27 protein-coding genes are annotated in these 25,469 nt (G+C 45.3%); 18 read left to right on the top strand and 9 right to left on the bottom strand.

All coding sequences use genetic code 11. The features are described 5' to 3' along the window. Nucleotides 1-575: 575 nt before the first annotated feature. The 6 genes from AACR11_RS19250 to AACR11_RS19225 all read left to right on the top strand — a co-directional run bounded on the left by AACR11_RS19250 (nucleotide 576) and on the right by AACR11_RS19225 (nucleotide 7,354). On the top strand, nucleotides 576-935 hold the full coding sequence (locus AACR11_RS19250; protein WP_009696903.1) for a DUF3316 domain-containing protein: 360 nt from the start codon (nucleotides 576-578) through the stop codon (nucleotides 933-935). 233 nt (nucleotides 936-1,168) lie between these two features. Then, a complete protein-coding gene (locus AACR11_RS19245) occupies nucleotides 1,169-2,569 on the top strand; it encodes an FAD-dependent oxidoreductase (RefSeq protein WP_029789148.1) in 1,401 nt (466 codons plus the stop codon). Between the two features lie 113 nt (nucleotides 2,570-2,682). After that, nucleotides 2,683-3,807 (top strand): M14 family metallopeptidase, encoded by a 1,125-nt coding sequence (locus AACR11_RS19240; RefSeq protein WP_005445399.1) that lies wholly within the window; start codon nucleotides 2,683-2,685, stop codon nucleotides 3,805-3,807. A gap of 618 nt (nucleotides 3,808-4,425) precedes the next feature. Continuing rightward, nucleotides 4,426-5,391, top strand: a complete 966-nt coding sequence (locus AACR11_RS19235) for an OmpA family protein (protein WP_005445398.1) — start codon at nucleotides 4,426-4,428, stop codon at nucleotides 5,389-5,391. Between the two features lie 115 nt (nucleotides 5,392-5,506). Beyond that, the gene (locus AACR11_RS19230; RefSeq protein ID WP_029789147.1) at nucleotides 5,507-6,382 is read left to right on the top strand and encodes a LysR substrate-binding domain-containing protein; all 876 of its coding nucleotides are present in this window, start codon (nucleotides 5,507-5,509) and stop codon (nucleotides 6,380-6,382) included. A gap of 186 nt (nucleotides 6,383-6,568) precedes the next feature. Next, nucleotides 6,569-7,354: a phosphotransferase enzyme family protein gene (locus tag AACR11_RS19225; RefSeq protein WP_029789146.1), complete on the top strand. Its 786-nt coding sequence runs from the start codon at nucleotides 6,569-6,571 to the stop codon at nucleotides 7,352-7,354. Here AACR11_RS19225 and AACR11_RS19220 read toward each other — a convergent pair. Continuing rightward, nucleotides 7,351-8,241: a LysR family transcriptional regulator gene (locus AACR11_RS19220; protein ID WP_005445394.1), complete on the bottom strand. Its 891-nt coding sequence runs from the start codon at nucleotides 8,239-8,241 to the stop codon at nucleotides 7,351-7,353. The two genes, AACR11_RS19225 and AACR11_RS19220, sit on opposite strands and share 4 nt — an antisense overlap. Before the next feature lie 210 nt (nucleotides 8,242-8,451). On the opposite strand from AACR11_RS19220, the gene AACR11_RS19215 reads away from it, so the two are divergent. Together AACR11_RS19215 and AACR11_RS19210 are read left to right on the top strand one after the other, a co-directional pair. Then, nucleotides 8,452-8,688 carry a hypothetical protein gene (locus tag AACR11_RS19215; protein ID WP_005445393.1) on the top strand — a complete coding sequence of 79 codons (237 nt, stop codon included), beginning with the start codon at nucleotides 8,452-8,454 and terminating at the stop codon, nucleotides 8,686-8,688. A 214-nt stretch (nucleotides 8,689-8,902) separates the two neighbouring features. Continuing rightward, nucleotides 8,903-10,174 carry an Nramp family divalent metal transporter gene (locus AACR11_RS19210; RefSeq protein WP_005445392.1) on the top strand — a complete coding sequence of 424 codons (1,272 nt, stop codon included), beginning with the start codon at nucleotides 8,903-8,905 and terminating at the stop codon, nucleotides 10,172-10,174. Between the two features lie 85 nt (nucleotides 10,175-10,259). On the opposite strand, the gene AACR11_RS19205 is transcribed toward AACR11_RS19210, so the two are convergent. Both AACR11_RS19205 and AACR11_RS19200 read right to left on the bottom strand, forming a co-directional pair. After that, nucleotides 10,260-11,744, bottom strand: a complete 1,485-nt coding sequence (locus AACR11_RS19205) for a peptide MFS transporter (protein WP_009696908.1) — start codon at nucleotides 11,742-11,744, stop codon at nucleotides 10,260-10,262. A gap of 374 nt (nucleotides 11,745-12,118) precedes the next feature. Then, entirely contained in the window at nucleotides 12,119-13,489 is a 1,371-nt protein-coding gene (locus AACR11_RS19200; protein WP_005445390.1) for an L-serine ammonia-lyase, read from the bottom strand. A gap of 144 nt (nucleotides 13,490-13,633) precedes the next feature. Between AACR11_RS19200 and AACR11_RS19195 the strand changes: the two genes are divergently transcribed. After that, nucleotides 13,634-14,476: a YdcF family protein gene (locus AACR11_RS19195; RefSeq protein WP_029789145.1), complete on the top strand. Its 843-nt coding sequence runs from the start codon at nucleotides 13,634-13,636 to the stop codon at nucleotides 14,474-14,476. A gap of 9 nt (nucleotides 14,477-14,485) precedes the next feature. Here AACR11_RS19195 and AACR11_RS19190 read toward each other — a convergent pair whose 3' ends face one another. Then, nucleotides 14,486-15,160, bottom strand: a complete 675-nt coding sequence (locus tag AACR11_RS19190) for a hypothetical protein (RefSeq protein WP_009696910.1) — start codon at nucleotides 15,158-15,160, stop codon at nucleotides 14,486-14,488. Between the two features lie 259 nt (nucleotides 15,161-15,419). Next, complete coding sequence (locus tag AACR11_RS19185) at nucleotides 15,420-15,680, bottom strand: putative hemolysin (RefSeq protein WP_005445386.1); 261 nt, start codon at nucleotides 15,678-15,680, stop codon at nucleotides 15,420-15,422. A gap of 260 nt (nucleotides 15,681-15,940) precedes the next feature. Here AACR11_RS19185 and AACR11_RS19180 point away from each other — a divergent pair, with 260 nt between their 5' ends. Next, nucleotides 15,941-16,459: an NUDIX hydrolase gene (locus AACR11_RS19180; protein ID WP_029789144.1), complete on the top strand. Its 519-nt coding sequence runs from the start codon at nucleotides 15,941-15,943 to the stop codon at nucleotides 16,457-16,459. A gap of 403 nt (nucleotides 16,460-16,862) precedes the next feature. On the opposite strand, the gene AACR11_RS19175 is transcribed toward AACR11_RS19180, so the two are convergent. The 4 genes from AACR11_RS19175 to flgA form a co-directional block, all read right to left on the bottom strand. Then, the gene (locus AACR11_RS19175; RefSeq protein ID WP_029789143.1) at nucleotides 16,863-17,540 is read right to left on the bottom strand and encodes a lytic transglycosylase domain-containing protein; all 678 of its coding nucleotides are present in this window, start codon (nucleotides 17,538-17,540) and stop codon (nucleotides 16,863-16,865) included. A 43-nt stretch (nucleotides 17,541-17,583) separates the two neighbouring features. Then, on the bottom strand, nucleotides 17,584-18,021 hold the full coding sequence (flgN, locus tag AACR11_RS19170; RefSeq protein WP_005445383.1) for a flagellar export chaperone FlgN: 438 nt from the start codon (nucleotides 18,019-18,021) through the stop codon (nucleotides 17,584-17,586). 22 nt (nucleotides 18,022-18,043) lie between these two features. Next, entirely contained in the window at nucleotides 18,044-18,325 is a 282-nt protein-coding gene (gene flgM / locus AACR11_RS19165; protein ID WP_026000156.1) for a flagellar biosynthesis anti-sigma factor FlgM, read from the bottom strand. Nucleotides 18,326-18,463: 138 nt separating this feature from the next. Beyond that, nucleotides 18,464-19,261, bottom strand: coding sequence for a flagellar basal body P-ring formation chaperone FlgA (gene flgA, locus AACR11_RS19160; protein WP_017188579.1), 798 nt, complete (start codon nucleotides 19,259-19,261; stop codon nucleotides 18,464-18,466). Nucleotides 19,262-19,339: 78 nt separating this feature from the next. Between flgA and flgB the strand changes: the two genes are divergently transcribed. The 8 genes from flgB to AACR11_RS19120 are packed head-to-tail and all read left to right on the top strand — an operon-like array spanning nucleotide 19,340 to nucleotide 25,463. Then, on the top strand, nucleotides 19,340-19,702 hold the full coding sequence (gene flgB / locus AACR11_RS19155) for a flagellar basal body rod protein FlgB (RefSeq protein WP_005445380.1): 363 nt from the start codon (nucleotides 19,340-19,342) through the stop codon (nucleotides 19,700-19,702). Nucleotides 19,703-19,704: 2 nt separating this feature from the next. After that, complete coding sequence (flgC, locus tag AACR11_RS19150) at nucleotides 19,705-20,139, top strand: flagellar basal body rod protein FlgC (protein ID WP_005445378.1); 435 nt, start codon at nucleotides 19,705-19,707, stop codon at nucleotides 20,137-20,139. Beyond that, the gene (gene flgD, locus AACR11_RS19145; RefSeq protein WP_005445377.1) at nucleotides 20,139-20,822 is read left to right on the top strand and encodes a flagellar hook assembly protein FlgD; all 684 of its coding nucleotides are present in this window, start codon (nucleotides 20,139-20,141) and stop codon (nucleotides 20,820-20,822) included. Before flgC ends, flgD begins: the two co-directional genes overlap by 1 nt. Nucleotides 20,823-20,848: 26 nt before the next feature. After that, entirely contained in the window at nucleotides 20,849-22,048 is a 1,200-nt protein-coding gene (gene flgE, locus AACR11_RS19140) for a flagellar hook protein FlgE (RefSeq protein ID WP_005445376.1), read from the top strand. A gap of 12 nt (nucleotides 22,049-22,060) precedes the next feature. After that, entirely contained in the window at nucleotides 22,061-22,792 is a 732-nt protein-coding gene (gene flgF, locus AACR11_RS19135; RefSeq protein WP_029789141.1) for a flagellar basal-body rod protein FlgF, read from the top strand. A 60-nt stretch (nucleotides 22,793-22,852) separates the two neighbouring features. Then, nucleotides 22,853-23,638: a flagellar basal-body rod protein FlgG gene (flgG, locus tag AACR11_RS19130; RefSeq protein WP_005445374.1), complete on the top strand. Its 786-nt coding sequence runs from the start codon at nucleotides 22,853-22,855 to the stop codon at nucleotides 23,636-23,638. A gap of 32 nt (nucleotides 23,639-23,670) precedes the next feature. Further along, on the top strand, nucleotides 23,671-24,342 hold the full coding sequence (flgH, locus tag AACR11_RS19125; protein ID WP_009696916.1) for a flagellar basal body L-ring protein FlgH: 672 nt from the start codon (nucleotides 23,671-23,673) through the stop codon (nucleotides 24,340-24,342). Continuing rightward, a complete protein-coding gene (locus AACR11_RS19120) occupies nucleotides 24,342-25,463 on the top strand; it encodes a flagellar basal body P-ring protein FlgI (RefSeq protein WP_045487002.1) in 1,122 nt (373 codons plus the stop codon). The genes flgH and AACR11_RS19120 overlap by 1 nt, the downstream gene beginning before the upstream one ends. Nucleotides 25,464-25,469 lie beyond the last annotated feature (6 nt).

Genomic DNA, 25,469 nt, shown 5'->3' with positions numbered 1-25,469 from the left:
TTTCCAGTTGTTCGGCTCTGTCAAAGAGGCGTGAGCGCTTGATATAAAACGCGAAAATAGGGCGATAAAAGAGAGTTGTCTTATTTCGCTCAAGCATTGACGGGAGCTGGTTTTGAACGGTGTTCTTTTGGCGAAGATTTTAAGAGAAAAAAGAAGCGAGGTTTGTATGGTTTAGTATGAAATTGTCAGGGCGTGTTGTTGTGCTCAGACAAACCCGTTGAGTGAGCTAATAAGTGGGTTCGTTTCTTTAGTAACCAATAGTCATTGTCACTATCTAGGGGGACTGAATGAGCTTTGAAGACAAACAAGCGATACACATCGTTGTTTTGAGTGCGAATCAAACCATTTTTGCGGAAGCAAGTATCTCGAAGTGAGTTAGGTATAAAACGTAATCTATGGATTTTTCTAGTGTTTATTTTTTTAGAGTCAAAGACGTTTAAAGAAAGCCGATAAATAAAATGAATTAATTTTAATCTTTTTTGAAATTAATTTTATTCGCTATAGGTCTCTATACGTACGCTACATTCATCGAGCACTTGGAACTCGATATTTAAAAGGTAAGTAAGGAGCATATTATGAAACGTTTAATCACTCTTGTTGGTCTCATTGCACTAACCGCTTCGCCAATTGCTGCATTCGCTGGTGGGTATCAATGGACAAATAACAGCAAATCGATTCAAGGTAATGTCGTCGACAGCAAGCAAGCTGCTTACGAGATGGGCTTTGAAATGATTAAAGAATATCAAGGTAAGACATCTCTACAACTAAGCAAAGAACTGTATGGCTCTTTTGCAAAAGTAGACAAAAATTCTTTCTCAATCACCGATAGTAAAGTTACGGTGGATGAGTTTCTACAAGATAACGGACAAATTGCCTACCAACCAATTTTAAACGTGAAATACGAATATCGTTTGAGAGAGTTAGGTAACCGTTAATTTATATTCTCGCTAGCTAATATTTATTAATTTCTGCTTTATCCTTGCTGTGTGTTATTTATAGGAATGTTGGGGGGCTTTGCTCCCCTTTTTTTATTGCTTAATTTATATTTATTATTAATAGGCAATATTTTCTAACGCTCAGCGTCAGGTTTTCTCGCTCGTTGATTCTCATGTTCGTTTGTAAAGTGGTACTAAAGCAAGATTGTGTGCCACTTTACAAAGGATACGGAATGACTCATCTCTCTTACTGGTTCAAGCAAGCTCTGGAAATGGAACAGCCAACGCCGCCATTGGCACTCCAACAAGATATAGCGACGGATGTGGCGATTGTCGGCGGTGGTTATACAGGTCTTTGGACTGCGATCATGATTAAGCAGCAATCGCCGGAAAAACAAGTGGTTGTGATTGAAAAAGGCTTGTGTGGCAGCGGGGCATCGGGCGCAAATGGTGGTTGTATGCTGACTTGGTCAACAAAGTTTCCAACATTGAAGCGCTTGTTTGGTGAACAACAAGCGGCATGGTTAGTAAAAGAATCGGAGCAAGTAGTCTTGGAAATTGAGGCGTTTTGTCAGCAGCATAATATCGATGCACAGTTATCCTTGAAAGGCGTTTACTACACGGCGACAAACCATGCGCAAACCGGAAGTATGCAGCCGGTCGTGGATGAACTTAAGCGGCTAAACGTGAATAGTTGGCGACATTGTCAGACTGAAGAGCTGCGAGAGAATGCTGGCTCACCAAGGCATGTGGACGGTTTTCACTCTCCTATTGCCGCAAGCGTCCAGCCGGCTTTGTTGGCTAGAGGGCTACGTCGTGTTGCTATCGAACTGGGTGTTGAGGTTTATGAAAATACGCCAATGACGCGTTTAGATTATGGTCAACCTGCAACCGTTAGTACGCCTAATGCGAGCATCAAAGCGAAGCAAGTAGTGTTGGCATTAAATGCTTGGATGGTGGAACACTTTAAGCAATTTAACAACAGCATCGTTGTTGTCTCTTCAGATATGGTGATTACAAAACCTCTGGGTGACGCTTTGCCTCAATCAGGATGGCAAACGGGCTCTAGCGTGTTGGATTCACGTATCTTCGTCCATTATTATCGAGATACGCCAGATGGTCGTTTGATGTTGGGTAAGGGCGGCAACCAATTCTCTTACAATAACCGCGTCGACGTGATGTTTAATAAACCAACGCACTATCAAAATCTGCTGCGTAAGTCGTTCGATAAGCTGTTTCCGCGTTTAAAAGGAACAGAATTCGCTTATTCATGGACGGGTGGTTCGGATCGTTCTGCTACCGGTTTCCCATTCTTTGGCGAGCTAGATAAACAGAACAATGTCTTTTACGGCTTTGGCTATTCGGGTAACGGTGTGGCTCAGACTCGAATGGGCGGAAAGATCTTATCTTCATTCGTATTGGGGTTAGATAATGACTGGACGCGAAGCGGTTTAGCCAGAGGACCATTAGGACAATTCCCACCAGAGCCTTTTCGTTGGACAGGGGCAATGATGGTGCGTAATGCCGTACGCCGAAAAGAGGAAGCAGAAGATAATGAGCAAACACCATTTATCTGGGATAAGTGGCTAGCAAAACTTGCGGGACCAGCAGGCAAAGCGGATAAGCTCGACTAAACTGAATATTTTGATCGCAAACGGATAGGGAAGAAGTGAAATCGTTAGAGGCACCTCTTCCCTTTGTGTTAGCCTCAGTCTTTCAAGCTCAGATGCAAAAGGTGAGTAATAGAATGAAAGTATTCAGCAACTTCGACAGCGGCAGCATTCACGTAGTGAAAGCAGACGACAAAAACGACATCCAACTTAAAATCCCTAACGACAACATGTCGGAATTCTACCAGTGGTTCCACTTCCGTCTTGAGACCGAAGCCGAGCAATCGCACACCATCAAACTACTTGATCTTGCGAAGTCGGCTTACCCAGAAGGTTGGCAAGGCTACGACGTTGTTGCGTCTTACGATCGTGAAGAGTGGTTCCGCGTGCCAGCAGAGTTCGATGGTGATACGCTGACTTTCACTGTTATCCCTGAGCGCAGCTCAATCTACTTCGCGTACTTTGCACCATACACGTACGATCGTCATCTAGACCTATTACACATGGCACAAAGTGCACACCACTGCCAGTTGGAAACTTTGGGTCACACGCTAGATGGCAATGACATGAGCTTGCTTACTTTCGGTGAGCCAGAAGAAGGTAAAAAGAAAATCTGGATGATTGCACGTCAGCATCCAGGCGAGACGATGGCAGAATGGTTCATGGAAGGCATGATTCAACGTCTGTTGGATGAAAACGACACGGTTGCGCGTGCATTGCTAGAAAAAGCAGTACTTTACGTTGTACCAAACATGAATCCAGACGGCGGTGTTCGTGGTCACTTGCGTACTAACGCAGTGGGTGTGAACCTCAACCGAGAGTGGCAAACGCCATCAATGGAAAAGAGCCCAGAAGTCTTCTTGGTTCGTGAACGTATGCTAGAAACTGGCGTGGATATGTTCCTAGATATTCATGGTGATGAAGCTATCCCTTACAATTTTGTAGCGGGATCTGAAGGCATTCCTTCTTATGACGAAGGCATGGCTGAGTTGGAAAACGCGTTTAAACAAGCACTTCTGACGATTACACCAGAGTTCCAAGACGAGATTGGTTACGACAAAGATGAACCAGGTAAAGCGAACCTAACCGTTGGCTCTAACTGGGTAGCAGAGCAATTTAAATGTCTGTCTTACACCATTGAAATGCCATTCAAAGACAACAACAACCATCCCGACCCACTTTACGGTTGGTCTCCAGAGCGTAGTGTGTTGTTTGGGCAAGATATTTTAGCAGCGACGCTAGCCGTATCTGACAAAATTTAACGCAATTCGTTCACAGCCCGTACTTTGCGGGCTGTCTTTCCTGCCATTATTCTCTCCGCGTTCTCTATTAATGAGCTACTTTCTCCGCAGTTAAGACAAAAAAGCTGCAATTTCTGATGCTTATGTGAGTCTCGATAAGTTGGATTTATCGTGTCGATAAAAAATCTAATTTAATTTAGCGATACTTATTCTGTTAAAGTCCATTTCGAGATTCTCGTCACAAAAATCATAACATCTCATAGGGGTAACAGCCTTGAGTGTGAGGTTGAAAGTAGGCACAGCCAGTTAAATTAGTTTTAAGTTGCTATGTAATTACAAGATGGAAGCCGGATAATTTTTCTCGCGGAATCTTGTACCTACAGAGGTTTGCTCATCGTTATCTATCACTCCAATCGTTCAGGTTTAAACGCTTGGGACAAGACGTGGCAGATAGGTGTATCAAAATTCCAACCAGCGCTCCTAATGGAAATATCCCAATTAGAGCGTCATGCGATGATGCGTTAATAGAGATTGTTGGCGTAGTTTTAATCACTAAAAACAGTGCAGGTTCTGACTTTCTTGATGACAGCGTATGCTGGGGAAAGTAATCGGGTCGCCTTCGCATAAAGGAAAAAAATAATGAAAAAGATTGCTCTTGCAGTGGCTACCGTTCTTGCTGGTGGCGTAATGTCAAATGTTGCTCTTGCTGATACATACATCGGTGGCAAACTTGGTTACAACGCACTAAACGACGCATGTCACTTAGACGCACCATGTGATGACGATAGCTTTGCAGCAGGTATGCACCTTGGCTACAACTTTAACGAATACGTTGCAGCTGAATACGGCGTTGACTACCTAGGTAACTTTACTGCTAACTTCAACAAAGCTGGCAAAAACACTGTTGATGGCGACCTATGGGCACTGACTCTAGCTCCTAAGTTCAACCTACCTCTAACAGACTCATGGAACCTATTTGCTAAAGTAGGTGCTGCTTACATGATGGCTGGCGATGAGAAAGATTTTGTACCAACGGGCTCTCTAGGTGCTGAATACCAAATCAACTACAACTGGAGCCTACGCGCTGAGTACCAACGTTACCAAGACATGTCTGATGACATCATCGACGACATGGATTCTGACTTCTTCGGTATCGGCTTCAACTACAAGTTTGGTTCTGAGCCAGTAGTTCAAGAAGAAGTGGTTGAAACTCGTCCTGTAACTCGCATCGTTGAGCACGAATACCCAGCTCAAACTGCAACAGTACAATTTGGTCTAGAAAGTGCTGAACTACAAGACGCTTCTGCGTTCAACGGTACTGTTGAGCTAATGAACACTTACCCACAAGCTCAAGTTGAAATCAACGGCTACAGTGACACAACAGGTTCTGAAGCTTACAACCAACAGCTAACAGAGAAGCGTGCACAAGCAGTTGCTGATCACTTCCAAGCTGAAGGTATTGCTGCAGACCGTATGACAGTTAAAGGCATGGGCGAAGCTAACCCAGTAGCGAGCAACGAAACTCGTGAAGGTCGTGAACAAAACCGTCGTGTAGAAGTTGTTGTTCCTGCGTTCCAATACCAAACAACTGAAGAAGCTAAATAATCCACCATTAGCTTAATGATTCTAAAAGCCAGCGTTTGTCGCTGGCTTTTTTGTTTTCATCGAAATGTCACAGCTCTGACTTACACTTTTCGTGTTCTTTTGTTTGGAGCTACAGATGCAGAACTTACCCCCACTCAATTCTTTAAAAGCATTTGAAGCGACGGCAAGATTGCGCAGCTTTACTAAAGCGGCTGAAGAGCTCAATGTCACCCGCGCAGCGGTTAGTCAACAAGTGAAATCTCTGGAAATGTATCTAGATGCCACTTTGTTTGAACGCAATGGCGCACAACTCATTTTGACCCAAGCAGCACACGATTACTTGCCCGTGGTTAGCAATGTATTCCAGAGTTTGTTCGCCGCAACTCAACACCTTTTCTCTCGCCAAAAACAGACCCAGTTAACGTTATACGTGGCGCACAGCTTTTGCTCCCAATGGTTGATACCTCGACTCGCTGATTTTCATCGCCAGTATCCTGAAGTGAGTTTTAAAGTTTCTACTACCGCAAATGCAGTGCCGAGTAATAGCGACATCGCGGATGTGGAAATCATTAATGGTTATGGTGATTGGTCTTCGCAACACGCAACGCAACTCACGCAAGAGAACTGGATTTTGGTAGCAAGTCCGGGGTTTCTTTTACTAAATCCCGTTTCTGATCTGGTTGATCTTGTCCGTTTGCCGAAACTTGCGACTGGTGGCTATCAGGAAACATGGCAAGGTTGGTTTGCGTACCAAGGGCACGGAGGAGGGAGCGTAAAGTTAGCGGGAGAATTTGAACATTCTTTGTTGGCTATTGAGGCTGCGGTGAATCAGCTAGGTGTCTTATTAGTGCGCGACTTGTTAGTAGAAGATCATCTTCAACAAGGTACTTTGGTCCAAGTGGGTCATTGGTCAATGCCAAGCCGAGGCGCACATCATATGATCGTTCGTTGTGGCGAGAAGCCGCATGTCAAAGCCTTTACTCAATGGCTAGTAAAAAGCTTACAAGCGTAACCAGATGTCCAAGCGATTTTCAGGCTATCGGGGGGCAAAATGACAAGATGAGCACGAACTGAGATAGAGCTAACAATCTGAAACATTATCAACCGTCATGACCAAAGTTCGGGTGCTAAGATGACAGAGTACGTTTCATGTCGTCATCACTCACAGAGCATGCGCTCTGGTTATCAAGGAGCAGTAATGGAAGCGTTAGAAGGGGGCAGGGATAATGCCATTTATCGTAAAGGTAATTTGGTCAGTAGACCAGCTAGCCACTGGACGATGACCGTCCATCAATTACTCCAACATCTTCATCAACATGGTTTTACTGCATGTCCAAAAGCAGTGTCGATTGAGGGCGGGAAAGAGTTGCTGACCTTTGTTGAGGGTGACAGCTATAACTACCCGTTAGAAGGACCGATTGCTTCGCTCACTGCGTTGAAATCTGCCGCAAACCTGCTCCGTTGTTATCATGATGCGTCGGAGAGTTTCCTTAAACAGCATGATCAAGATGTTCATCATTGGATGTTGCCAGCTCGCTCGCCGCAAGAAGTGATTTGTCACGGTGATTTCATGCCTTATAACGTGGCTTTAGATGGGGATGTCGTGAGCGGCGTATTTGATTTCGATACCGCTCATCCTGCGCCGCGAATTTGGGATATTGCTTTTTCTATATACGGTTGGGCGCCATTTAAGACTGATGAAGATGACAAGATGGGCACGTTAGAAGAACAAATTCGACGAGCCAAAATCTTTTGTGATGCCTATGGCTGCTCCCGATTAGAACGCGAAGAGTTGGTGGAGGTAATGACGTTGCGCTTAACGGCGTTAGTCGATCACATGCGCACGATGGCAGCCAATGGTGATGCCCAGTTTCAAGCCAATATGGAAGATTGTCACCATACGGCTTATTTACAAGATATCGAATACCTCAACAAACACCACCAAGCGATTACTTTGGGCATATTGGGAGAAATCAAATTTTAGTCTGGCTTGGTGTGCCTTTTGATGATGGATTGAATCACACTAAACAGCCATTGGTTTTGTGGGTCGTGCTGCTGAGAACGTCGGCAGCTCATCACAAAGCTCACACCGAGCTCTAAACCATTTGGAAGTTCGATGCTACGACATGATTCAGGAACGTTACCACTCATCGTAATACCGAAATGGTCGGTGTTCATGATGATGCTGTGAATCATGGCAGGATGTTCAATCTCAACTTTTGGATCAACATGAAAGCCGATGTTTTTTAAGCGATCCAAAAGTGGGTATTTATGATCGTTCCAACCAGGCGTCTTGAACAAAACAAAGGTATAATCGCCCAACGATTGGAAGTCCTTGGCAGGATGATCTTTGCGTACAAAGAATACCGCTTTGCCTTTTCCCAACTCTTTTTGTGCGATGGATTGAGGTAGATCTTCATCAAAGTAATGAATAGCAATGGCGTTCTCACCGTCAATGATGCGATTGCGAGCATCAGCCCCCCACCTTAAAAATGCATAATTGGCATGCGGCGCTTGCTTGAGTAACTCTAGGTAAAGTTTATCGCCAAAACGATCCCAAAAAAGTGTGTTGGCGTAGATTGCAACGTCGCCAGTATAAAGCGGCGGGGAAAACTCTTGGGGTTTGATTGCGTCTGCGCTCGCCAAGATTTGCTCGAAATGAGGCATATTGGCTTCCACAAATGAGGTTGGTTCAAATCCATTTTTGGTTTGAATGAACAGAGGATCGTCCAGTTGCGCTTTCATTTTAGTGAGGTTTTTGCTGATGGCGCCGGAGGTTTTTCCCATTGATTCCGCGACCAAGCGAACGTTGCGCAGATCGTACATGCGCTTTATTACCAAGACGTTCTGCATATCTAGATTGATTGTCATTCTTTTACTCCAGCCAACGTTTGCTACGGCATCATAGCGCTGCCTCAACAGCGGAAAGACAGGGAATGGTCAATTCTAAGTTTATGGCAAAAAAGCCTTTTTCCAACAGGGATTTCCATTTGGTAAATTCGGGTTTTCCTCGTGCTACTTGGGCGGCGTTGCTAAAGTTTCTATATCGAAATGATGTACCAGAAACAACAGAGGTGACGTATGAAAAAACTAATCGCACTAGGCTTAATGGTTTGTTCAGTAAATGTGGCATTCGCTGGCGATGGGTCATACACAGGTACCATTGATATGACAACAAGCCAAGCTAACCAAGTTGATGTGGAACGCGCAGATTCTAACCTGACTCTAAAAGGTCGAAATGATGCTGCTTATGGTGGTGTTATGATTCAAACAGACGCTTCTACTCAACCGATCCAACTTCGCGGTCGCCGCGACTAAATGGTCGAAATCTCCTTACTTTCAATGCCGCGTTTAACGCGGCATTGTTGTTTATGACACTTCTAGATTTAAAGTTATTCTGATAGCTTTTGTTTATTGATAATTGAAAATTAATTGTTGAAATCTTAATTACCATTTTTGTACACCTAAATGATATTGATTCTCATTTAGGTTGGCGTATGATTTTCTCTATCGACGAGAGGGGAATACGCTCATGAATGGTACGTCCAATAATTTACACGCTACAGCGATACAAACAACGGCGGCACAAAACGCGTCAGCCTTTAACAAAATAAAACGCAAGTTACTCATGTTAGGTCCAGCGTTTATTGCTGCAATTGGTTACATTGACCCAGGTAACTTTGCAACGAATATTGAATCGGGATCTTCATTCGGCTATCAACTGCTTTGGGTTGTGCTTTGGGCAAACCTCATGGCGATGTTGATTCAGTATTTGTCCGCTAAACTTGGCATTGTTACAGGCAAAAACCTCGCAGAACACTTACGCGACCATCTACCTAATAAATGGGCAGTGGGTTTCTATTGGATTCAGGCTGAAATCATAGCGATAGCAACTGACCTAGCGGAATTTATTGGTGCAGCAGTCGGCTTTCAGCTTGTCTTTGGTATCAGTTTGATGGAAGGGGCGTTGATCACTGCCGTTGCGACAGTGATGATTCTGACGCTTAACCAGAAAGGTCAAAAGCCGCTAGAGGTGGTGATTGGTTCGCTTCTGATGCTGGTTGCGGTTATCTACATTGCGGAATTGTTCTTCGCTCACCCCGCTGGCGGTGAAATGGCAAAAGGTTTGTTAACCCCAACATTTACTAACTCGCACCAAATCTACCTTGCGGCGGGCATTTTAGGCGCAACTGTGATGCCTCACGTGATATACCTTCACTCGGCATTGTTCAAAAACAACTATGGTGAAAGTACGAAAACACGTCTTCGTACTACTCGTTTTGACGTGTTGATTGCGATGGTAATAGCGGGCTTTGTGAATATCGCTATTGTGGCGATGGCAGCAGCTGTTTTCCATTACTCTGGTAACCAGCATGTAGCAGAAATTGAAACCGCGTACATGACGCTGACCCCACTCGTAGGTAAAGCAGCCTCTGTGCTATTTGGTGTGTCTCTGATTGCTTCGGGTTTATCTTCCACAGTAGTGGGAACCATGGCAGGACAAGTCGTGATGCAAGGCTTTGTACGCTTCTCTATTCCAATGTGGTTGCGCCGCTTCATTACCATGGCGCCATCATTTGTGGTGATTGGTTTGGGTATGAACACCACTGATATTTTGGTGATGAGCCAAGTGGTATTAAGCTTCGGTATTGCGCTGGCGATTATTCCACTGCTTATCTTTACCAACAGCGAGCGCTTGATGGGCGAGTTCAAAAACAACAAATGGGTATCTTATTCGGGTGTGGTTATCGTCACTCTTGTACTGGCATTGAACGCGTATTTGATGTTTACGCTTGCTGCATAGCCAACGCTCGCTAAGCGACAAACCTCTGTCGATAAAAAACGGAAGCCAATTGGCTTCCGTTTTTGCATTTAGGTGAAGAGGAATATTAGTTTTGTGCGTTAGCCTCAACCATTTCCAATTCAGCTTCACTGCGTTTGGCAGCTTCAAGCATTTTGCGGATGATGAAAGAAGCACCTAGTGCGATAGCAACCATTACAACAGCGAGCACGGTTAGCAATTGGAAGTAATCACCGTAGACGTGTTGTACGATTTCTTGGGTGATTTCTTGCCCTTTTTCTAGAGCGATAGAAGTCGAGAATGCAGCACCAACAATACCACTCAGCGCGATAGCAACAGAGAACAAGCTTACTGAGAAGTTTTCAATGTGCTTCGGTGCAACCGATAGGATAAATGCAACGACCATTGAGCCTACAATCACTTCTGCAATTGCTTGGAAGAAGTGAATCGCTAGGAAGATCTCAGGCATGATGATTACGTCTTCGCCCACTGTGGTTACAGCGAAGGTTAGGATGCCGAAAGCAATCGCTGTTAGCACGAATGCCAACGCAATTTTAGTTGCTGTAGATAGGTGAATATCGCGTTTTTCTAGCACACCAAAGAAGCCAGCTACGATAGGACCACCAACCATACACCATAGCGGGTTCATCGCCATTGCAGCTTCAGGTTCTAGTGGAATAAAGCCAAATAGGGAACCTTTTAGTGTGTTGATCGCCACCATGTTCATTGAAGTCATCATTTGACCGTAGTAAACGAAGAAACACGTGGTTAGGAAGGTTACGATAAGGATGGTACCCATCTTCAATGATTCCGCTTTGCTTGCTTTCAACATCAAAGAAACAAAGTAAAGAATTGCTGCACCACCAATGGCGTAAACGATGTTTTGACCGATATCCATGTTTGAGAACATGAAGAATACCAACGCAATCATCGCCACAGAAATAAGAGCAAAGAAGATCCAGTTTTTGATGCTAACGGTTTGTTTGTCTAGATCTGATGCGACACCAACCAAGCCTTTGCGGAACACAAGTAGCATAACCAGTGCTGCGCCTGCCATTACTGCAGAGATGGTGAAACCGCCATTAAAGCCAATCACCAATACAATCATTGGGAACAGGTATTGACCTAGGAAGGCGCCTACGTTGTTCACTGAGTAGTTGATTGGATAGCCTTTCTCAAAGTCTTCTTGAGACTTAAAGGTACGTTTGTACAAGCTAGGGTAGGAAGGTGACATCAAACCACGACCGTAGCTTGCTAGTGCGATACCACACATAGACAGTGGTACGTTGGTAGCCGAAGCACCAAGAACAAGCAGCGCGTAACCAGATGCGAATGCTAGGAAGGCAATCGATAGAGAACGGTAAGCTCCTAAAAATTTGTCAGCGATGAAACCGCCAGCAATCGCAAATAGGGGACCAATCGCAGAAAAGGCACCCACGATCATCATGGTATCAGCTTCGTTGTAATTCAGATCCTCTAAGAAAAAACGCGTTAGACTGACTAACACGCCGTAGAATGATAAGCCAAACATCATTTGGCAGAACATCATAGATTTATTTAGTTTATTCCACATAATTAAATACTCACTATTGCGAGAAAGGTAGTTATTATTTCTGTTAAATGTTACTTAAACGCTATGTTACATATTGAAACAATTGTCGCATAAAACGAATTTAATGCACTAAATTTTCTAATGCGAAACGTTTGCCTTGCTAATGTATTGTTCTAGATCAACTAGGAATTATGTGAATAAATGACTAAAAAATAACATTTTATAAGACTATTATTCTTTAGTGATTTTTAAGGTTTTGAAAAGACGTTGAAATAATAAGCAGTCGAGAGTGAGGTGGGAGATAGCGTGATTTTTATGCAGGAATAAAGACGTTGGCGGAATTTTATCCGCCAACAATGAAAAATATTAATTAGCAAACGCTGAAATAAAGTATGCTATTCGCAAGGTGGTGCCATGTGAATCACTGCCAGACCGCCGAGTGACGTCTCACGATATTTCTTGTTCATGTCTTTACCTGTCTGGTACATGGTTTCGATAACTTTATCTAATGAAATAAGACATTTGCTAGTGCGTTTTAACGCCATGCGTGATGCATTGATGGCTTTCATTGCGCCCATCGCGTTTCGTTCGATACACGGAACTTGAACCAAACCACCAATTGGATCACAAGTCATGCCAAGTGAATGCTCCATAGCAATCTCAGCAGCAATGCAGATTTGCTCGTTGCTGCCACCACGCAGTGCGGTTAAACCTGCTGCTGCCATAGAAGAAGAAACGCCGACTTCTCCCTGGCATCCGACTTCTGCACCAGAAATCGAAGCGTTGGTTTTGTACAAGATACCAATCGCCCCAGCCACAGCTAAGAAGTCTTTCAGTTGTTTGTTGTCGAGCTCTTTGATGAAACGATGGTAGTACATGAGTACCGCGGGGATGACGCCAGCTGCGCCGTTGGTCGGCGATGTGACCACCTGACCGCCAGCCGCGTTTTCTTCACTTACTGCGAAAGCAAATAGGTTTATCCAATCCATGATCTCCATTGGATCGTTTTCTACTGCTGCGTTAGCTTCAAGCTTTTTGAGTAGGTTAGGTGCTCGGCGTGTGACGTTTAACCCGCCTTCAAGAATGCCTTCGGTGTCAAAGCCACGTTGCATACACAACGACATTACTTTCCAGATCTGTTCTGCTTTTTGGTCGATCTCTTCTTGCTCACGGAAAGCCAATTCGTTTTGAAGGATCATCCCCCCTAAGCTAAAGCCGTTTTGCTCTGCTTTTTCTAACATCTCGTCAGCAGACGTGAAAGGGTAAGTAACTTGGATTTCTGCCTCATTGCCACCGTTTTCTAGCTCGGCTGCAGTGGCAATAAAGCCACCACCGATGGAATAGTAAGTTTCAAACGCCACTTGCTCACCAGCAGCATCAAAAGCCGTGATGGTCATGCCGTTTTCATGAAGAGGAAGGTTATCGCTGTGGAAGACGATATCGTGCTCATAACTAAACACGATTTCATGAACACCTGCGACAGAGAGCGTGCCGTGTTCAATGGTATGTTGTAGCGCGCTTTTCGCGCTCGTCATCTTGATAGTGTCGGGTTTATTACCCATTAGCCCTAAGACGGTAGCACGATCCGTGTGGTGTCCTTTACCGGTGAGCGATAAAGAGCCGTAAAGGTCGACTTGCACCTTGTGCACTTTCGCCATAGAGTCGCTAAGCAATTGAGTGAAATGGTAACCTGCGAGCATAGGACCATTGGTGTGGGAGCTAGAAGGACCGACACCGACCTTAAAAATATCGAAAATCGACAGCATAATTGACTTCCTTTCTTTGCGGACCTTTGTCAAGGTCTCTAGAACGACATTGTTAATTAGATGTTAATTTCTGAAAGAGTATTGGCAAAGCAAATTTTTGTATACAAATTGTTCGCGAAAGTATGAGTAATTGAGATCTCGGTAATGAAGTTAAACAAGGTAGTGATCATTCTAGGTAAGCGTTTGGTGCATGATCAGCTCAGTGCTGAAGGGTGCTCACGTGTGGAAGCTTTAGTTTCCGTTTTAAACCAATGGGATTTTGAGTCGACGGCATTGGTTTTTTGTGGAGGGGTCACTCAAGGTCAAACGATCTCTGAAGCGGATGCGATGTATCAGTATTTTGGTCAGCTAGCCAAGGTTAGGGGAATCGACTTTCCTGATCAGCAAGTCATCATCGAGAGTCGTTCCCTGAATACCGTACAGAACATGCAAAATGCGGCAAAAGAGCTACTGAAAAGTGGGTTATGTCAAATGGGACAAGCTATCGAAGTCATACTGCTTTCCAATGACTACCATTTAGAGCGCATTATTGAGATCCAGACCTTGATGGATGAACAAGGCTTATTACGGGTATTGAAATCGCGTTGTGCAGACATGGGAATAGAGCTCACTGTTTCGCTAGATATCGCTGAGCATATCAGTGTGCCATATCCAAACTCAGGCACTCAGGCAGATGCGTTTCTTTTATTTGATGAACTGACGACTTATCGTGTTTATTTGGAAGGGGTGAAAAACAAGGCATTTAAGCGAGACTTGGCTCAAGTACAAGCGAAACCATTAGCGATAGCTTTAAAAGCAATAGAAAAACTCCAAACTTTGCCTTTAACACAAGACGTTAAAAACCAAATCGAAGAGATGAAAAAGGCCATCGAAATGACGGCCTTTGATGATTCAGTTTTTGCAGCGCAACAAGCGTTGGCTGTGTTTCATCCGATACTCACGGCGTTAAATCAACGCCTTGACCCAGAAGCGAGTGTATCGGAATGAAACTCAGGTTTACTGGCGTTTAAGTTCACGACGAGTACGAACTGCGCTTAGTGCAATAAGGCTGTAGCACAATAGCTCGATGCCTTCTTCAGAGATGTTTTTCACATCACGCACGTAGTGCTCACCCATAACGTGTTGCCAGAAACTTCCCATTCCGTATAAGCGAGAAAATACCACCAATAAAACAACAGAGCCAATTAGCAGTTTCATGTATGGCGACTGAAGTATAACCGCCATCTGATTCACGGTACCTTTACCACCTTGGTAAGCTTTTGCACATGCGAGTGCTGTTACTGCTAAGGCTGGGAATACCCAAGAGCCATGGTGAATCATATCAAACCAGTAATCCATTTCGCGGATCATCAATACCGCAAAAAAGCCAGAGATAAGGATCGCGGCGTGCGATAAGTGAGCTTCTTGCTTGGAAACGCGATAGAACGACCAAGAAGCGACGGCTAACATGATCAGTTGTAGCGTTTCAGTGATGGATGTTTCACCCAAGCTTGAGCCCAGTAGAACGTAATCTACGCGAATACTCAGGTTCACTAAAATACTAATCGCGATGATGGTCAATGCACTCAACATCGCTTTGTAGATAACGCGCTTTGATTCTTCAGTAATTTTTGAGTCTTCAACAAGGTTGGATTGTGCCGATTCGACTTGTTTGACAGTATCTATTTTCATCCTGACCACCCGCTCCAATAAAAATGTGGAAAAAACGTGAAATTTCGTGATGTGCGCGAGAAATTTTATTGCCCAAGTGGAAAGTAATGTCAGAGGAATGTCAGAAATAAAACGGCGTTCGATATGGTATCGCTATGCGGTAAGGCTGGTAAATAAAGGACTAAGTGTCAGAAATCTGGAATGTTTAGATAAAATAAAAAGGAGCATGAAGCTCCTTTGTTGTGGATTGTGCAATCTTAGATTGCGTAAATGTTAACCATTACGACTCAGCGTCTTCTTTGTGGTTTTTACGGTAATATTCCCACTGCTCAACACGCTCATTTTCAGACAATAGGCAGTAAGTTACGCGTTCACCGTTTTCTGTCACTGTATCTAGTTCACCACCTTGCTGCACGCAGTATACTGCTGCTGGGTTTGCTGCTGATGTGTATTCGTTTGAGCGAGTTGCACCTTCATAAGTAGAACAACCTGCCAACACCATTGCTGCCGCCACTGCCGTTACTAAAGCCGTCTTTTTCATTCTTGATCTCCGCGTGGGAATTACGAGTAGTGTGTTGATTATAGGAGAGTTTAAGAAAAATACTGTCTTATGTTTGTTAAAAGCACGACGCTTGAAAGGGAATTCTGTGTAATTTTAGAATTTGCTCACTGTTCGTCTGTATATCCAAGTATCTCAAGGTTATCTTGGGTGGCATTGTTGTAGGCTTGCGCAAATTGAAACTTGGGAATAGTTATGAATTTCGGTAGTATGCGCGCAAAACATTCACAGCGGATCCTGCGATGAGACACTTAAAAACAACTACGCACCCAGACATCGAACATTTGGATGACAAAATCATCTTTCAGCGTAATGCAGCACGTGCCATTGTGCTTGATGGTGAAGATGTTCTTCTCCTCTACACTGAACGTTACCACGACTACACTCTGCCGGGTGGTGGTATTGATGAAGGCGAAGACGTGATTGCAGGTTTGGTTCGTGAACTTGAAGAAGAAACTGGTGCGAAAAACATTCACAACATTAAGCCATTTGGTATCTTTGAAGAGTTTCGTCCTTGGTACAAAGACGATGCGGATGTGATGCACATGACGTCATACTGCTACACGTGCAAGATTGACCGTGAGCTAGGTGAAACGTCTTATGAAGATTACGAAGTGAAAAACGGCATGCGTCCAGTTTGGATGAATGTGCATGATGCGATTGTGCATAATGAAAAGACGATGGCAGAAAGCCCAAAGAAAGGAATGAGCATTGAACGCGAAACCTTCTTGCTCCAACTAATCGCAAAAGAGTTGTTGTAATCACCCTTCGATCAAAGTTGTAACTTCTAGCCAATAAAAAAGTCCGAGCTCCCCCCCGGAACCCGGACTTATTCCAGACGCGCAAGCGAAGCGTCATCTCGATATTCTGTATTTTGTTTCAATCTGTAAAAACAATAGCGGTTTTATATTTGTTGTGTAAATAATTAATAGGTCTAACCATTGTTTTTCACTGAATTTGCACCCGTAATGTGATGCATCTCTACTCAATACACAAGCACAAATTGGTGAATTATCAGCAAACCACTGCTCTTTCTTATCTTTGAGATACATTACCTTAACTTTTATGCACGCGTTTGCATCGAGATCACGAGTTTGCAAATTGGCAGTACAGGATCTTGTATTTTTACGAACACCTGACATTGTCGAGTTTTAGTGATAGGTGTCACAATTCGACCAGAGGTGGTAATCGACTAAGGCCTATAAGCGGTTTGGCGTAGATAGATGACTGGTCGGAAAATAACAGCAAAGGCTGAAAAGAATCCGTACGAAGTTGTTGTACATCAACCAAGCGCTCTAGTGCGTAGAAGCGGTTGACGTACTCTTGTGTTTCATTGGGTAAAGTGAGCGCATCAAAATTTCGACTACCCGCATTTTTCATAGCCCTTGATACGCGTCCCTCGCCCGCGTTGTAAGCTGCTAGAGTCAGTGCCAAGTCTTGATCAAACTTCTCATACAGGAACGCCAAGTATTTCAACGCCGCTTGAGTGCTGGCTTTGGTATCAAACCGTTCATCATCGGTGTCTGATACTTGTAAACCAAATCGTGTCGCTGTGGCAGGGATTAATTGCCATAGACCCGCAGCATTCGCATGTGAGACGGCTTGAGGGTTATAAGACGATTCCAACATGGGCAACAAAACGAATGTGGGCGGTAATGACTGCTGCTTAAGCTGTTTGAAAATATGATCGAGCAATGGGCGAACAGAATCGAGACGTTTGGCAATTTGGCTCTGGTAGGGCGCGAGCACTTGATATTGTTGGGTAATGGTTTCTTCGTTGGGTTTGGCTATTGAGAGAGAAGGAAAGCAGGTGAGCCAAAACGCAAAAAAGCCCACAGTAATCGACCTGGATGGAGGAAGATTCTGTAGGCAAGGCGAGAATTGTTTAGAACGAACGCTCTTCATAAGTGTGTTGCACAGGTTGCTTGAGTTGACTGACCAACTCTTGGAACGCCGCAGAGCTTTGACCGTTGCTCTGATTGTCCGTTTGGCATTGTTTTACCAAGGTTTCCAACAGCGCCCATTGTTTTCTTGCTTGCGTGCCAATTTTAGCAGGCAGAGCATTGAAAATTCGATTCACACTGGTTTCGTTGCAAGGGAGTCCAAGCGAGCGCATCAACTGACTTCTTTCACTCGCCGAGCGACTAAGTCGATTCAAAATTGGCGTTTGCTTTTGAATGTTCTCGCTAAGCGATTCCCCATCAAACTTCAAATACAGCGTTTTTTGTTGCTGAATAAGCTCTAGCAATTGCTGGTAGAGTTTAATGTCTTCCGCTAGGGAACGAACAAATTGTTGAATGTGCTGCGATGCGGCCGTTGCCATGCATGACTCCTAGTGCGCTGCGTTACTCGTGACCAGTGTGGAACTGCATTACTGCTTTGGATAGTGCTTTGGTATCCAGATTCAGTTCACCACGTGCTAATGCGTTGCGGATCTCTTCAACCTTTGCCATATCTACGTCTGGCAGTGATTTCATTTCTGCTTGAGCGCGATCGATGGCGGCAGTGTTAGCTTGGAATGCTGGCTCGCTAGTTTTGCTCTGTGCGATGGTTTCGACAGGCTTCTTGCTTGCTTGCTGGAATTTCGTTTGTGGGACATGACCGCCCGCGACTTTGTCGATTTTCATGCTGTTGTCCTCAATCATCATGTTCTAAATCGAATAGGCGACTAGGGTGTGATGAACATTAAATATTTATTTTTTGTACTCGAAGTTCACCTGTGCTGACGAGTGTAAAAATCAAAAAATGATAACCTGAGTCCAAAATCAGAACTGAGTATGTACTTGATTTAACCCTGTCACGACTGCTCGTATCACTTTGCCAGAGCTGATGTTTTCTACATCGATCTGCTGACCTTTCCTTCCCTGTTCTAGGGCGACGCCTTTGGTACTGGCGCTAAATCCATCTTTGCTCGCAACAATAATCACCTCGTTGCCTTTCTCAACCAGAGCAGGGGAGCTTAGGTTTGAAGGATCAATAATTTGTCCGGCGCGAATACGGCGAGAGGTCTCCAATCCTACCGCTTGGCTCACTTGTGTGTAGAAGTCGTCTTGGCGCGAAATCGTGCGCGTTTCAGATTTTAAATGAGTCGCGGAGATCGTTTCGTTACGCCCAATTGTGCTGGTCGCAACGAGGACAGGGAGTGTCACTGCAGATTTGATTGTAACGTTGATTCGCCAAGGAGAGGTGATGTCCTCACAACTGACCGCGCGCTTCAAATTGCCAACAGGCAGTGGGCGATTATCTCGTCCTGCGATGACCAAAGGCGACGTACAGGCGGGCAAGTGATTGGCAGAACCCGGAACCCAAATACGATATTCGAGCTGATAGGTTCCCCAATGGTGTGAACGCGCGATTTGTGCGACTTCTTGCTCAAATTGTTCACTGACGGTGACTTTTAGTTCGTTCGCCGTGAGGGTTTTCTCAGCGGCAGCGGCACTTATCGAACTGGCACTCAAAACCAAACCACAAAGCAGCATAATTTGGGGAAATCGACCTTTCCCCTTGTTTTGAGTGGTTTCCGTAAACCGGAAGCGAGGCTTCCTTCCTTGTTTGTAATTCATTGATTTTTATGGTTAATTTTTATGGCACGCATCTTGTTTCATTCTTGGCGTATTCGAGCCGACTTGAAGGAAAGATGCATGGCAATCACATTCGAAAATGCGTTAGGTGTACATCCAGAGGCACTTAATTTTCGCGTTCAGCGTACCAAAGTCCTCGCCAGTAACCTAGCAAATGTTGATACCCCAGGGTACTTGGCAAAGGACCTGAGCTTCACCACCGTGATGAACAATATGTCGACGGGAAGTGTGAGCAAATCAGTGCCGAAGTTTCAGGTAGAGGCGCAATATTCAGTGCCTTACCAAAACAGCAAAGACGGCAACACCGTGGAACTTGGTGTTGAACAAGCCAAATTCACACAAAACAACATGGACTTTCAAACCAGCCTGACGTTTCTCAACATGAAATTCAGTGGCTTGGCGAAAGCGATTGAGGGACGTTAAACATGTCATTTACTGATATCTATTCGATCACTGGCTCAGCGATGACGGCGCAAACCGTTCGTCTGAACACGGTAGCCAGTAACCTTGCAAACGCCGATGCGGTGTCTGCCAACCCAGATGATGCCTACAAGGCACTTAAACCTGTGTTTGCAACTGTGTATCAAAAAACGCAAATGGCAACAGAGAACAGTGCTTATCCAAATGCAGAAGTTCGCATTGTGGATGTTGTGAAAAATGCAGGGCAGGCAGAGAAGCGCTTCGAACCTAATAACCCATTGGCAAACGATGAAGGTTACGTGTACTACCCGGATATTGATGTGGTGTCAGAAATGGCAGACATGATGTCAGCGACACGCAGCTTCGAGACCAATGTCGAGGTATTGGCGAATGTGAAAAGCATGCAGCAAGGTCTGCTTCGATTAGGGCAGGGTAGCTAATGAGTATCGCACAATACACCCCACTGTCTTCCGATAAGCCGGTAACAACCAAGTCTGGCAGTGACGCAAGTGTTTCCGCCAACCCATCAGATATGAACAGTGCCAGCTCACTGCAAAATGAGTTTATCTCGTTGATGGTGGCACAAATTCAAAACCAAGACCCACTAAACCCGTTAGACGGAACCGAGTACGTTGGTCAACTTGCGCAGTTTTCTCAGGTGCAGAGTACCGAAAACATGTCGAAGTTGATGCAAAACAGCATGGTGTTACTCGACAACATGCAAGTGCTTTCGACCGCTGGTTTGGTTGGTCAAACCGTGTACGTTTCATCGAATGAGTTTGAACTCGGTGAAGGCGCGCAAAACGGCAAGATAGAGCTAGAACATGGTTCTAACCAAGTAACGCTAGTGGTGAAAGACCAGTTTGGTCAATCAACGAAAGTGCCTCTTGGCGCGCACGCTGCTGGTGATTTGGAATTCTCCATTAATCCTGAAGAGCTCGGTTTGAAACCGGGTAAGTACACCGTTGCGGTGGAAGTTCAAGATGGGCAGAAAAGCCCTAAAGTTTTGCTGGCAGGCACGGTTGAGCAGGTTCGTATTCCAAGCTCAGGTGGCTCAGCACTGGTCAATGTTCAAGGCGTTGGCAACGTTCCTTTCTATCAAATTACTCAGTTTGGTGCTTAACCAAATAAGGAAATCAGAGGTTATTTATGAGTTTTAACATCGCACTTAGTGGTCTGGACGCGACCAATACAGAATTGAACACCATCAGTCATAACATTGCTAACGCTTCGACGTATGGTTTCAAAGGCGGTCGTACTGAATTCGCGGCGGTTTACAACGGCATGCAGCCAGGCGGCGTAGAAGTGGCGTCAATCTCTCAGAACTTCGAAAAAAACGGTTCTGTAACGGGTACTGGCAGAGCAATGGACCTAGCAATTAACGGCAACGGTTTCTTTGTGACCAAAGACTCTATGGGTCAAATGCTCTACACCCGTGCTGGTGTATTTAGCACAGATAAGAACAATTTCGTTACCGCGAACAACGGAACCAAACTACAAGGCTACAGCGTTGACAACAATAATAACCTGCAAACAGGTTCAGTCGGCGATATCAAGGTATCCACTTCTTCTCTGAGTGCTAAAGCAACAAGCAGCTTAGAATTTGTTGCTAACTTCGATGCAAGTGCGACCAAGATTGATCAAGCGGTTTATCCATTTAATTCTTCGGACCCTAAATCATTCAACTCTTCTTACACCACCAAGGTTTTCGACTCGCTAGGCAATTCCCATACGGTGACTCAGTACTTCACTAAAACGTCAGATAACGAATGGCAAGTGAATGTAGAAGTGGATGGCGCGCCTACGACTCCTGCAACAGCTCAAACCGTTCAATTTAATACCGATGGTACGCTGGCTTCTCCTGCTGGCGCATTTAATGTGGCATTCCCAGCCGCGGGTGCAAACGCAATGAGCGTTGATATTAGCCTTTCAGGTAGTACTCAGTTTGGTGCTGCATTTGGCGTGAGCACCAATAATCCAAATGGTTACACATCGGGTGAACTTGCTGGCGTTCGAGTGGAAGACAACGGCATGGTTTACGCGACGTACACCAATGGTCAATCTCAACTTCAAGGTCAAGTAGTGCTTGCGGACTTTGCTAACACGCAAGGTCTATCGAAAGTGAGCGGTACCGCTTGGACACAAAGCTTTAGCTCTGGTGCGCCGATCATGGGCGTTCCGGGTACAGGTACACTGGGTGACCTTACTCCGGGTGCATTGGAAGGTTCTAACGTTGACTTAACCAGTGAGCTTGTCGCGCTAATGACGGCGCAGCGTAACTACCAAGCGAACGCCAAAACCATCTCAACCAACGACAAGCTAACTCAAGCTCTGTTCAACGCAGTGTAATGGGAGTATTGCATGGATAGCTTGTTATTTACTGCAACGTCTGGTGCGAGCCGAGTTCTTAAGGCTCAGCACGTTCGTTCTAACAACTTATCGAACGCCGATACTGCTGGTTTCCGTGCGGATATGGAACGTGTACGAAGCGTTGAATTGCAAGGTGCGGGCTTTGATGGTCGCACCATGGTGGTGACGAACTCTGCATCAACGCGTTTTGATTCTGGCGACATCATGAAAACGGGACGCCCCTTAGACGTTGCGATCATGGGTGAAGGCTACCTAACAGTAGAAACACCGGCTGGAAATGAGGCTTACACGCGTGCGGGTAACATCAAAATCGATACGTTTGGTGCCATGAGTATCAATGGATTTCCCGTTGTAGGTGAAAACGGACCAATGATCGTGCCTGATTTTCAAAAGATTGAGATCAGTGAGCGCGGTCGCGTGTCTGTGATCCCACCGGGCGGTGGTGCAGAAGTTGAAGTTGGCACTTTAAAAATGGTGAAACCTGCCATTAACCAACTTCAGAAAGAAAGCGACAGCTTACTGCACAGTGTTGATGGTGTGCCTTTTGTCGCTGATGAAACGGTGCAATTGGCACCAGAGCATATCGAAGGTAGTAACGTTTCAGCCATCGATGAACTACTCAGCGTGATGTCACTGACGCGCAACTTCGAGATGCAAGTTCGCATGATGAAAACCGCAGAAACCTTGGCGCAAGCCGGAAACAAATTGATGGCAGCGAGATAACACTTTTTGCTCAACGTAAATCGTGCTTCTAGATAATTCCTGCCACAAAGGAGATAACCAATGCATTCAGCATTATGGGTAAGTAAAACGGGCATGGCAGCTCAAGATACAAAAATGACTGCCATCTCGAACAACCTAGCAAACGTCAACACGGTCGGCTTTAAGCGTGACCGAGTAGTGTTTGAAGACCTGTTCTACAGCATTCAGCGTCAGCCAGGCGCGCAAGTTGACCAAGTTAACGAGCTACCAACCGGTGTTCAGTTGGGTTCTGGTGTTCGTGTCGTGGGGACGCAAAAAGTCTTCACACAAGGTAACACGCAAAATACGACTGGTGAGTTTGACTTGGCGGTAATGGGTCAGGGCTTTTTCCAAATCGAAAACTCTGACGGTCAGATCATGTACACCCGAAATGGTCAGTTCCATATCAACTCAGAAGGTTTGATGGTGAACAGTCAAGGTCTACCACTAGAACCTCAAATTCAGATCCCAGATAACGCCATTTCATTCTCTGTTGGTGTGGATGGCACGGTAACAACTACGTCAGCAGATGACCCGACGCCGCAGCAACTGGGCCAAATCACTCTGGCTAAGTTCATTAACCCTGCGGGCTTAGAAGCAGTGGGTGGCAACTTGTTCCGTGAAACAGCAGCAAGCGGACCAGCTGACGAGTTAATCGCAGGTGAAGATGGCGCGGGCAGCATTAAGCAAGGGGCTTTAGAAGGCTCTAACGTGCAAGTTGTTGAAGAGATGGTCGACATGATCACAACTCAGCGCGCATACGAAATGAACGCAAAAGTCGTTTCTGCAGCGGATGACATGCTGAAGTTTGTCGCACAGGCAATGTAGGTAAGAAATTGGTGATGATGAAGGAAAAAGCAATGAAATGGCTTTCGAAAAGTTGGGCAGTTGCCGTCGTGTTGCTGGTGGGATGTGCTGGGCGTCAGGAGTTTATTCCGCCTGAACCAAATGCAGAGGAATACGCGCCGCCGGTGTTGGATTACACCTTGCCAGAAGCAAACTCAGGTAGCCTTTATCGTCACCAATACACCATGACGTTATTCCAAGACCGACGTGCCTACCGTGTTGGTGATGTCTTGACGGTGCAGCTATCGGAAGAGACGGAATCCAGCAAAAAAGCAGGCACTAAGTTTGGTAAAAGCTCCACTGTAAATTTTGTTGCGCCAACCATTGGCACTAAAACCATCGATGAATTGGGTGTAAGCGTGGACGGCAGCCGTAATTTTGATGGCAGCGCTTCTAGTTCACAGGGCAACAAATTACAGGGTGCAATCACGGTTACTGTGCATGAAGTGCTACCAAATGGTGTGCTTCGTATTAGCGGTGAAAAGTGGTTGCGACTTAACCAAGGCGATGAATTTATTCGCCTAACAGGCATCGTGCGTGTTGATGATATCAACCGTAGCAACCAAGTTTCTTCTCAGCGTATTGCAGATGCTCGTATCACCTATGCAGGTCGCGGCGCATTAGCTGACAGCAACGCAGCTGGGTGGCTGACGCAGTTCTTCAACAGCCCATGGGTACCATTCTAATGAAGCCAATAAACGCATTCTTTTCTTCTTTCCTATTGGCATTGACCTTGGGACTTCCTGCCACTTCGCAAGCTGAAGTGGAAATTCCGATCATGGACTTGGTGGATGTTCAGGGCATCCGAGAAAACCAATTGGTCGGCTACGGTTTGGTAGTGGGCTTAGCAGGTCAAGGTGACCGCAACCAAGTTAAATTCACTGCTCAATCGATTACCAACATGTTACGCCAATTTGGTGTGCAAATTGATGACAGCATGAACCCGAAACTACGTAACGTGGCATCGGTGAGTGTTACTGCATCGGTAGACCCAATGGCGGGACCGGGTCAAACACTCGACGTTGTCGTCTCTTCTATTGGTGACGCGAAAAGCTTACGTGGCGGTACGCTATTACTTACACCAATGCGCGGTATTGATGGTGAAGTTTATGCCATCGCTCAAGGTAGTGTGGTAGTTGGCGGCTTGTCGGCAGAAGGCAAAAGCGGTTCCAAGGTAGAAGTGAATACTCCAACTGCAGGTCGTATTCCAAACGGTGCAACGTTGGAGCGAGAAATCGAAACAGACTTTAACCAGCGTGGTGAAATCACGTTAAACCTTCGTAAGCCAAGTTTCACTACCGCAAAAAACATCGCCCGTGAAATCAACAACACCTTTGGTCCAAATGTAGCGAAAGCAATCAACAAAGCACGCGTTGAAATGCGAGCACCAATGGATACCCAGCAGCGTGTAACCATGATGTCAATGCTAGAAGAGATGAGCGTGGAAGAAGGTCGTAAACCGGCTCGAATTGTTTTCAACTCTCGTACTGGCACCGTTGTCATCGGTAAAAATGTCAAAGTGGGCGAAGCGGCAGTTAGCCACGGTAACTTGACTGTCCGTATATCGGAATCGCAACAAGTTAGCCAGCCGAACGCCTTTGCTGGTGGTGATACAAAAGTCATAGATCAAACGCAAATTAACGTTGATGAAGAGCTTGCGCAAATGGTGATATGGCCGCCGGGAACGGAGCTAAACACCATCGTCAATGCAGTGAATAGCTTAGGTGCGACACCAACGGATCTGATGTCGATTCTGCAAGCACTCAGTGAAGCGGGTGCGTTGAATGCCGAGCTTGTCGTGATTTAAGGAATT

This window comes from Vibrio sp. L85, assembly GCF_963871815.1.
Classification (GTDB): Bacteria; Pseudomonadota; Gammaproteobacteria; order Enterobacterales; family Vibrionaceae; genus Vibrio; species Vibrio harveyi.
Note: the sequence above shows the minus strand (reverse complement) of the source record. Positions and strands in the feature narration are given on the sequence as shown.

What these genes read in the sequence shown, in the direction of transcription:
- AACR11_RS19215 (WP_005445393.1), top strand. Translation starts at nt 8,452, where the DNA reads ATGAAAAAACTAATCGCACTAGGCTTAATGGTTTGTTCAGTAAATGTG.
- flgA (WP_017188579.1), bottom strand. Translation starts at nt 19,261, where the DNA reads ATGAATTACAAACAAGGAAGGAAGCCTCGCTTCCGGTTTACGGAAACC.
- flgN (WP_005445383.1), bottom strand. Translation starts at nt 18,021, where the DNA reads ATGGCAACGGCCGCATCGCAGCACATTCAACAATTTGTTCGTTCCCTA.
- flgD (WP_005445377.1), top strand. Translation starts at nt 20,139, where the DNA reads ATGAGTATCGCACAATACACCCCACTGTCTTCCGATAAGCCGGTAACA.
- AACR11_RS19195 (WP_029789145.1), top strand. Translation starts at nt 13,634, where the DNA reads ATGAAGTTAAACAAGGTAGTGATCATTCTAGGTAAGCGTTTGGTGCAT.
- AACR11_RS19220 (WP_005445394.1), bottom strand. Translation starts at nt 8,241, where the DNA reads ATGACAATCAATCTAGATATGCAGAACGTCTTGGTAATAAAGCGCATG.
- AACR11_RS19190 (WP_009696910.1), bottom strand. Translation starts at nt 15,160, where the DNA reads ATGAAAATAGATACTGTCAAACAAGTCGAATCGGCACAATCCAACCTT.
- AACR11_RS19200 (WP_005445390.1), bottom strand. Translation starts at nt 13,489, where the DNA reads ATGCTGTCGATTTTCGATATTTTTAAGGTCGGTGTCGGTCCTTCTAGC.
- AACR11_RS19230 (WP_029789147.1), top strand. Translation starts at nt 5,507, where the DNA reads ATGCAGAACTTACCCCCACTCAATTCTTTAAAAGCATTTGAAGCGACG.
- AACR11_RS19185 (WP_005445386.1), bottom strand. Translation starts at nt 15,680, where the DNA reads ATGAAAAAGACGGCTTTAGTAACGGCAGTGGCGGCAGCAATGGTGTTG.
- flgB (WP_005445380.1), top strand. Translation starts at nt 19,340, where the DNA reads ATGGCAATCACATTCGAAAATGCGTTAGGTGTACATCCAGAGGCACTT.
- AACR11_RS19180 (WP_029789144.1), top strand. Translation starts at nt 15,941, where the DNA reads ATGAGACACTTAAAAACAACTACGCACCCAGACATCGAACATTTGGAT.
- AACR11_RS19210 (WP_005445392.1), top strand. Translation starts at nt 8,903, where the DNA reads ATGAATGGTACGTCCAATAATTTACACGCTACAGCGATACAAACAACG.
- AACR11_RS19250 (WP_009696903.1), top strand. Translation starts at nt 576, where the DNA reads ATGAAACGTTTAATCACTCTTGTTGGTCTCATTGCACTAACCGCTTCG.
- AACR11_RS19225 (WP_029789146.1), top strand. Translation starts at nt 6,569, where the DNA reads ATGGAAGCGTTAGAAGGGGGCAGGGATAATGCCATTTATCGTAAAGGT.
- AACR11_RS19205 (WP_009696908.1), bottom strand. Translation starts at nt 11,744, where the DNA reads ATGTGGAATAAACTAAATAAATCTATGATGTTCTGCCAAATGATGTTT.
- flgE (WP_005445376.1), top strand. Translation starts at nt 20,849, where the DNA reads ATGAGTTTTAACATCGCACTTAGTGGTCTGGACGCGACCAATACAGAA.
- flgG (WP_005445374.1), top strand. Translation starts at nt 22,853, where the DNA reads ATGCATTCAGCATTATGGGTAAGTAAAACGGGCATGGCAGCTCAAGAT.
- flgC (WP_005445378.1), top strand. Translation starts at nt 19,705, where the DNA reads ATGTCATTTACTGATATCTATTCGATCACTGGCTCAGCGATGACGGCG.
- AACR11_RS19245 (WP_029789148.1), top strand. Translation starts at nt 1,169, where the DNA reads ATGACTCATCTCTCTTACTGGTTCAAGCAAGCTCTGGAAATGGAACAG.
- AACR11_RS19120 (WP_045487002.1), top strand. Translation starts at nt 24,342, where the DNA reads ATGAAGCCAATAAACGCATTCTTTTCTTCTTTCCTATTGGCATTGACC.
- flgH (WP_009696916.1), top strand. Translation starts at nt 23,671, where the DNA reads ATGAAATGGCTTTCGAAAAGTTGGGCAGTTGCCGTCGTGTTGCTGGTG.
- flgF (WP_029789141.1), top strand. Translation starts at nt 22,061, where the DNA reads ATGGATAGCTTGTTATTTACTGCAACGTCTGGTGCGAGCCGAGTTCTT.
- AACR11_RS19235 (WP_005445398.1), top strand. Translation starts at nt 4,426, where the DNA reads ATGAAAAAGATTGCTCTTGCAGTGGCTACCGTTCTTGCTGGTGGCGTA.
- flgM (WP_026000156.1), bottom strand. Translation starts at nt 18,325, where the DNA reads ATGAAAATCGACAAAGTCGCGGGCGGTCATGTCCCACAAACGAAATTC.
- AACR11_RS19240 (WP_005445399.1), top strand. Translation starts at nt 2,683, where the DNA reads ATGAAAGTATTCAGCAACTTCGACAGCGGCAGCATTCACGTAGTGAAA.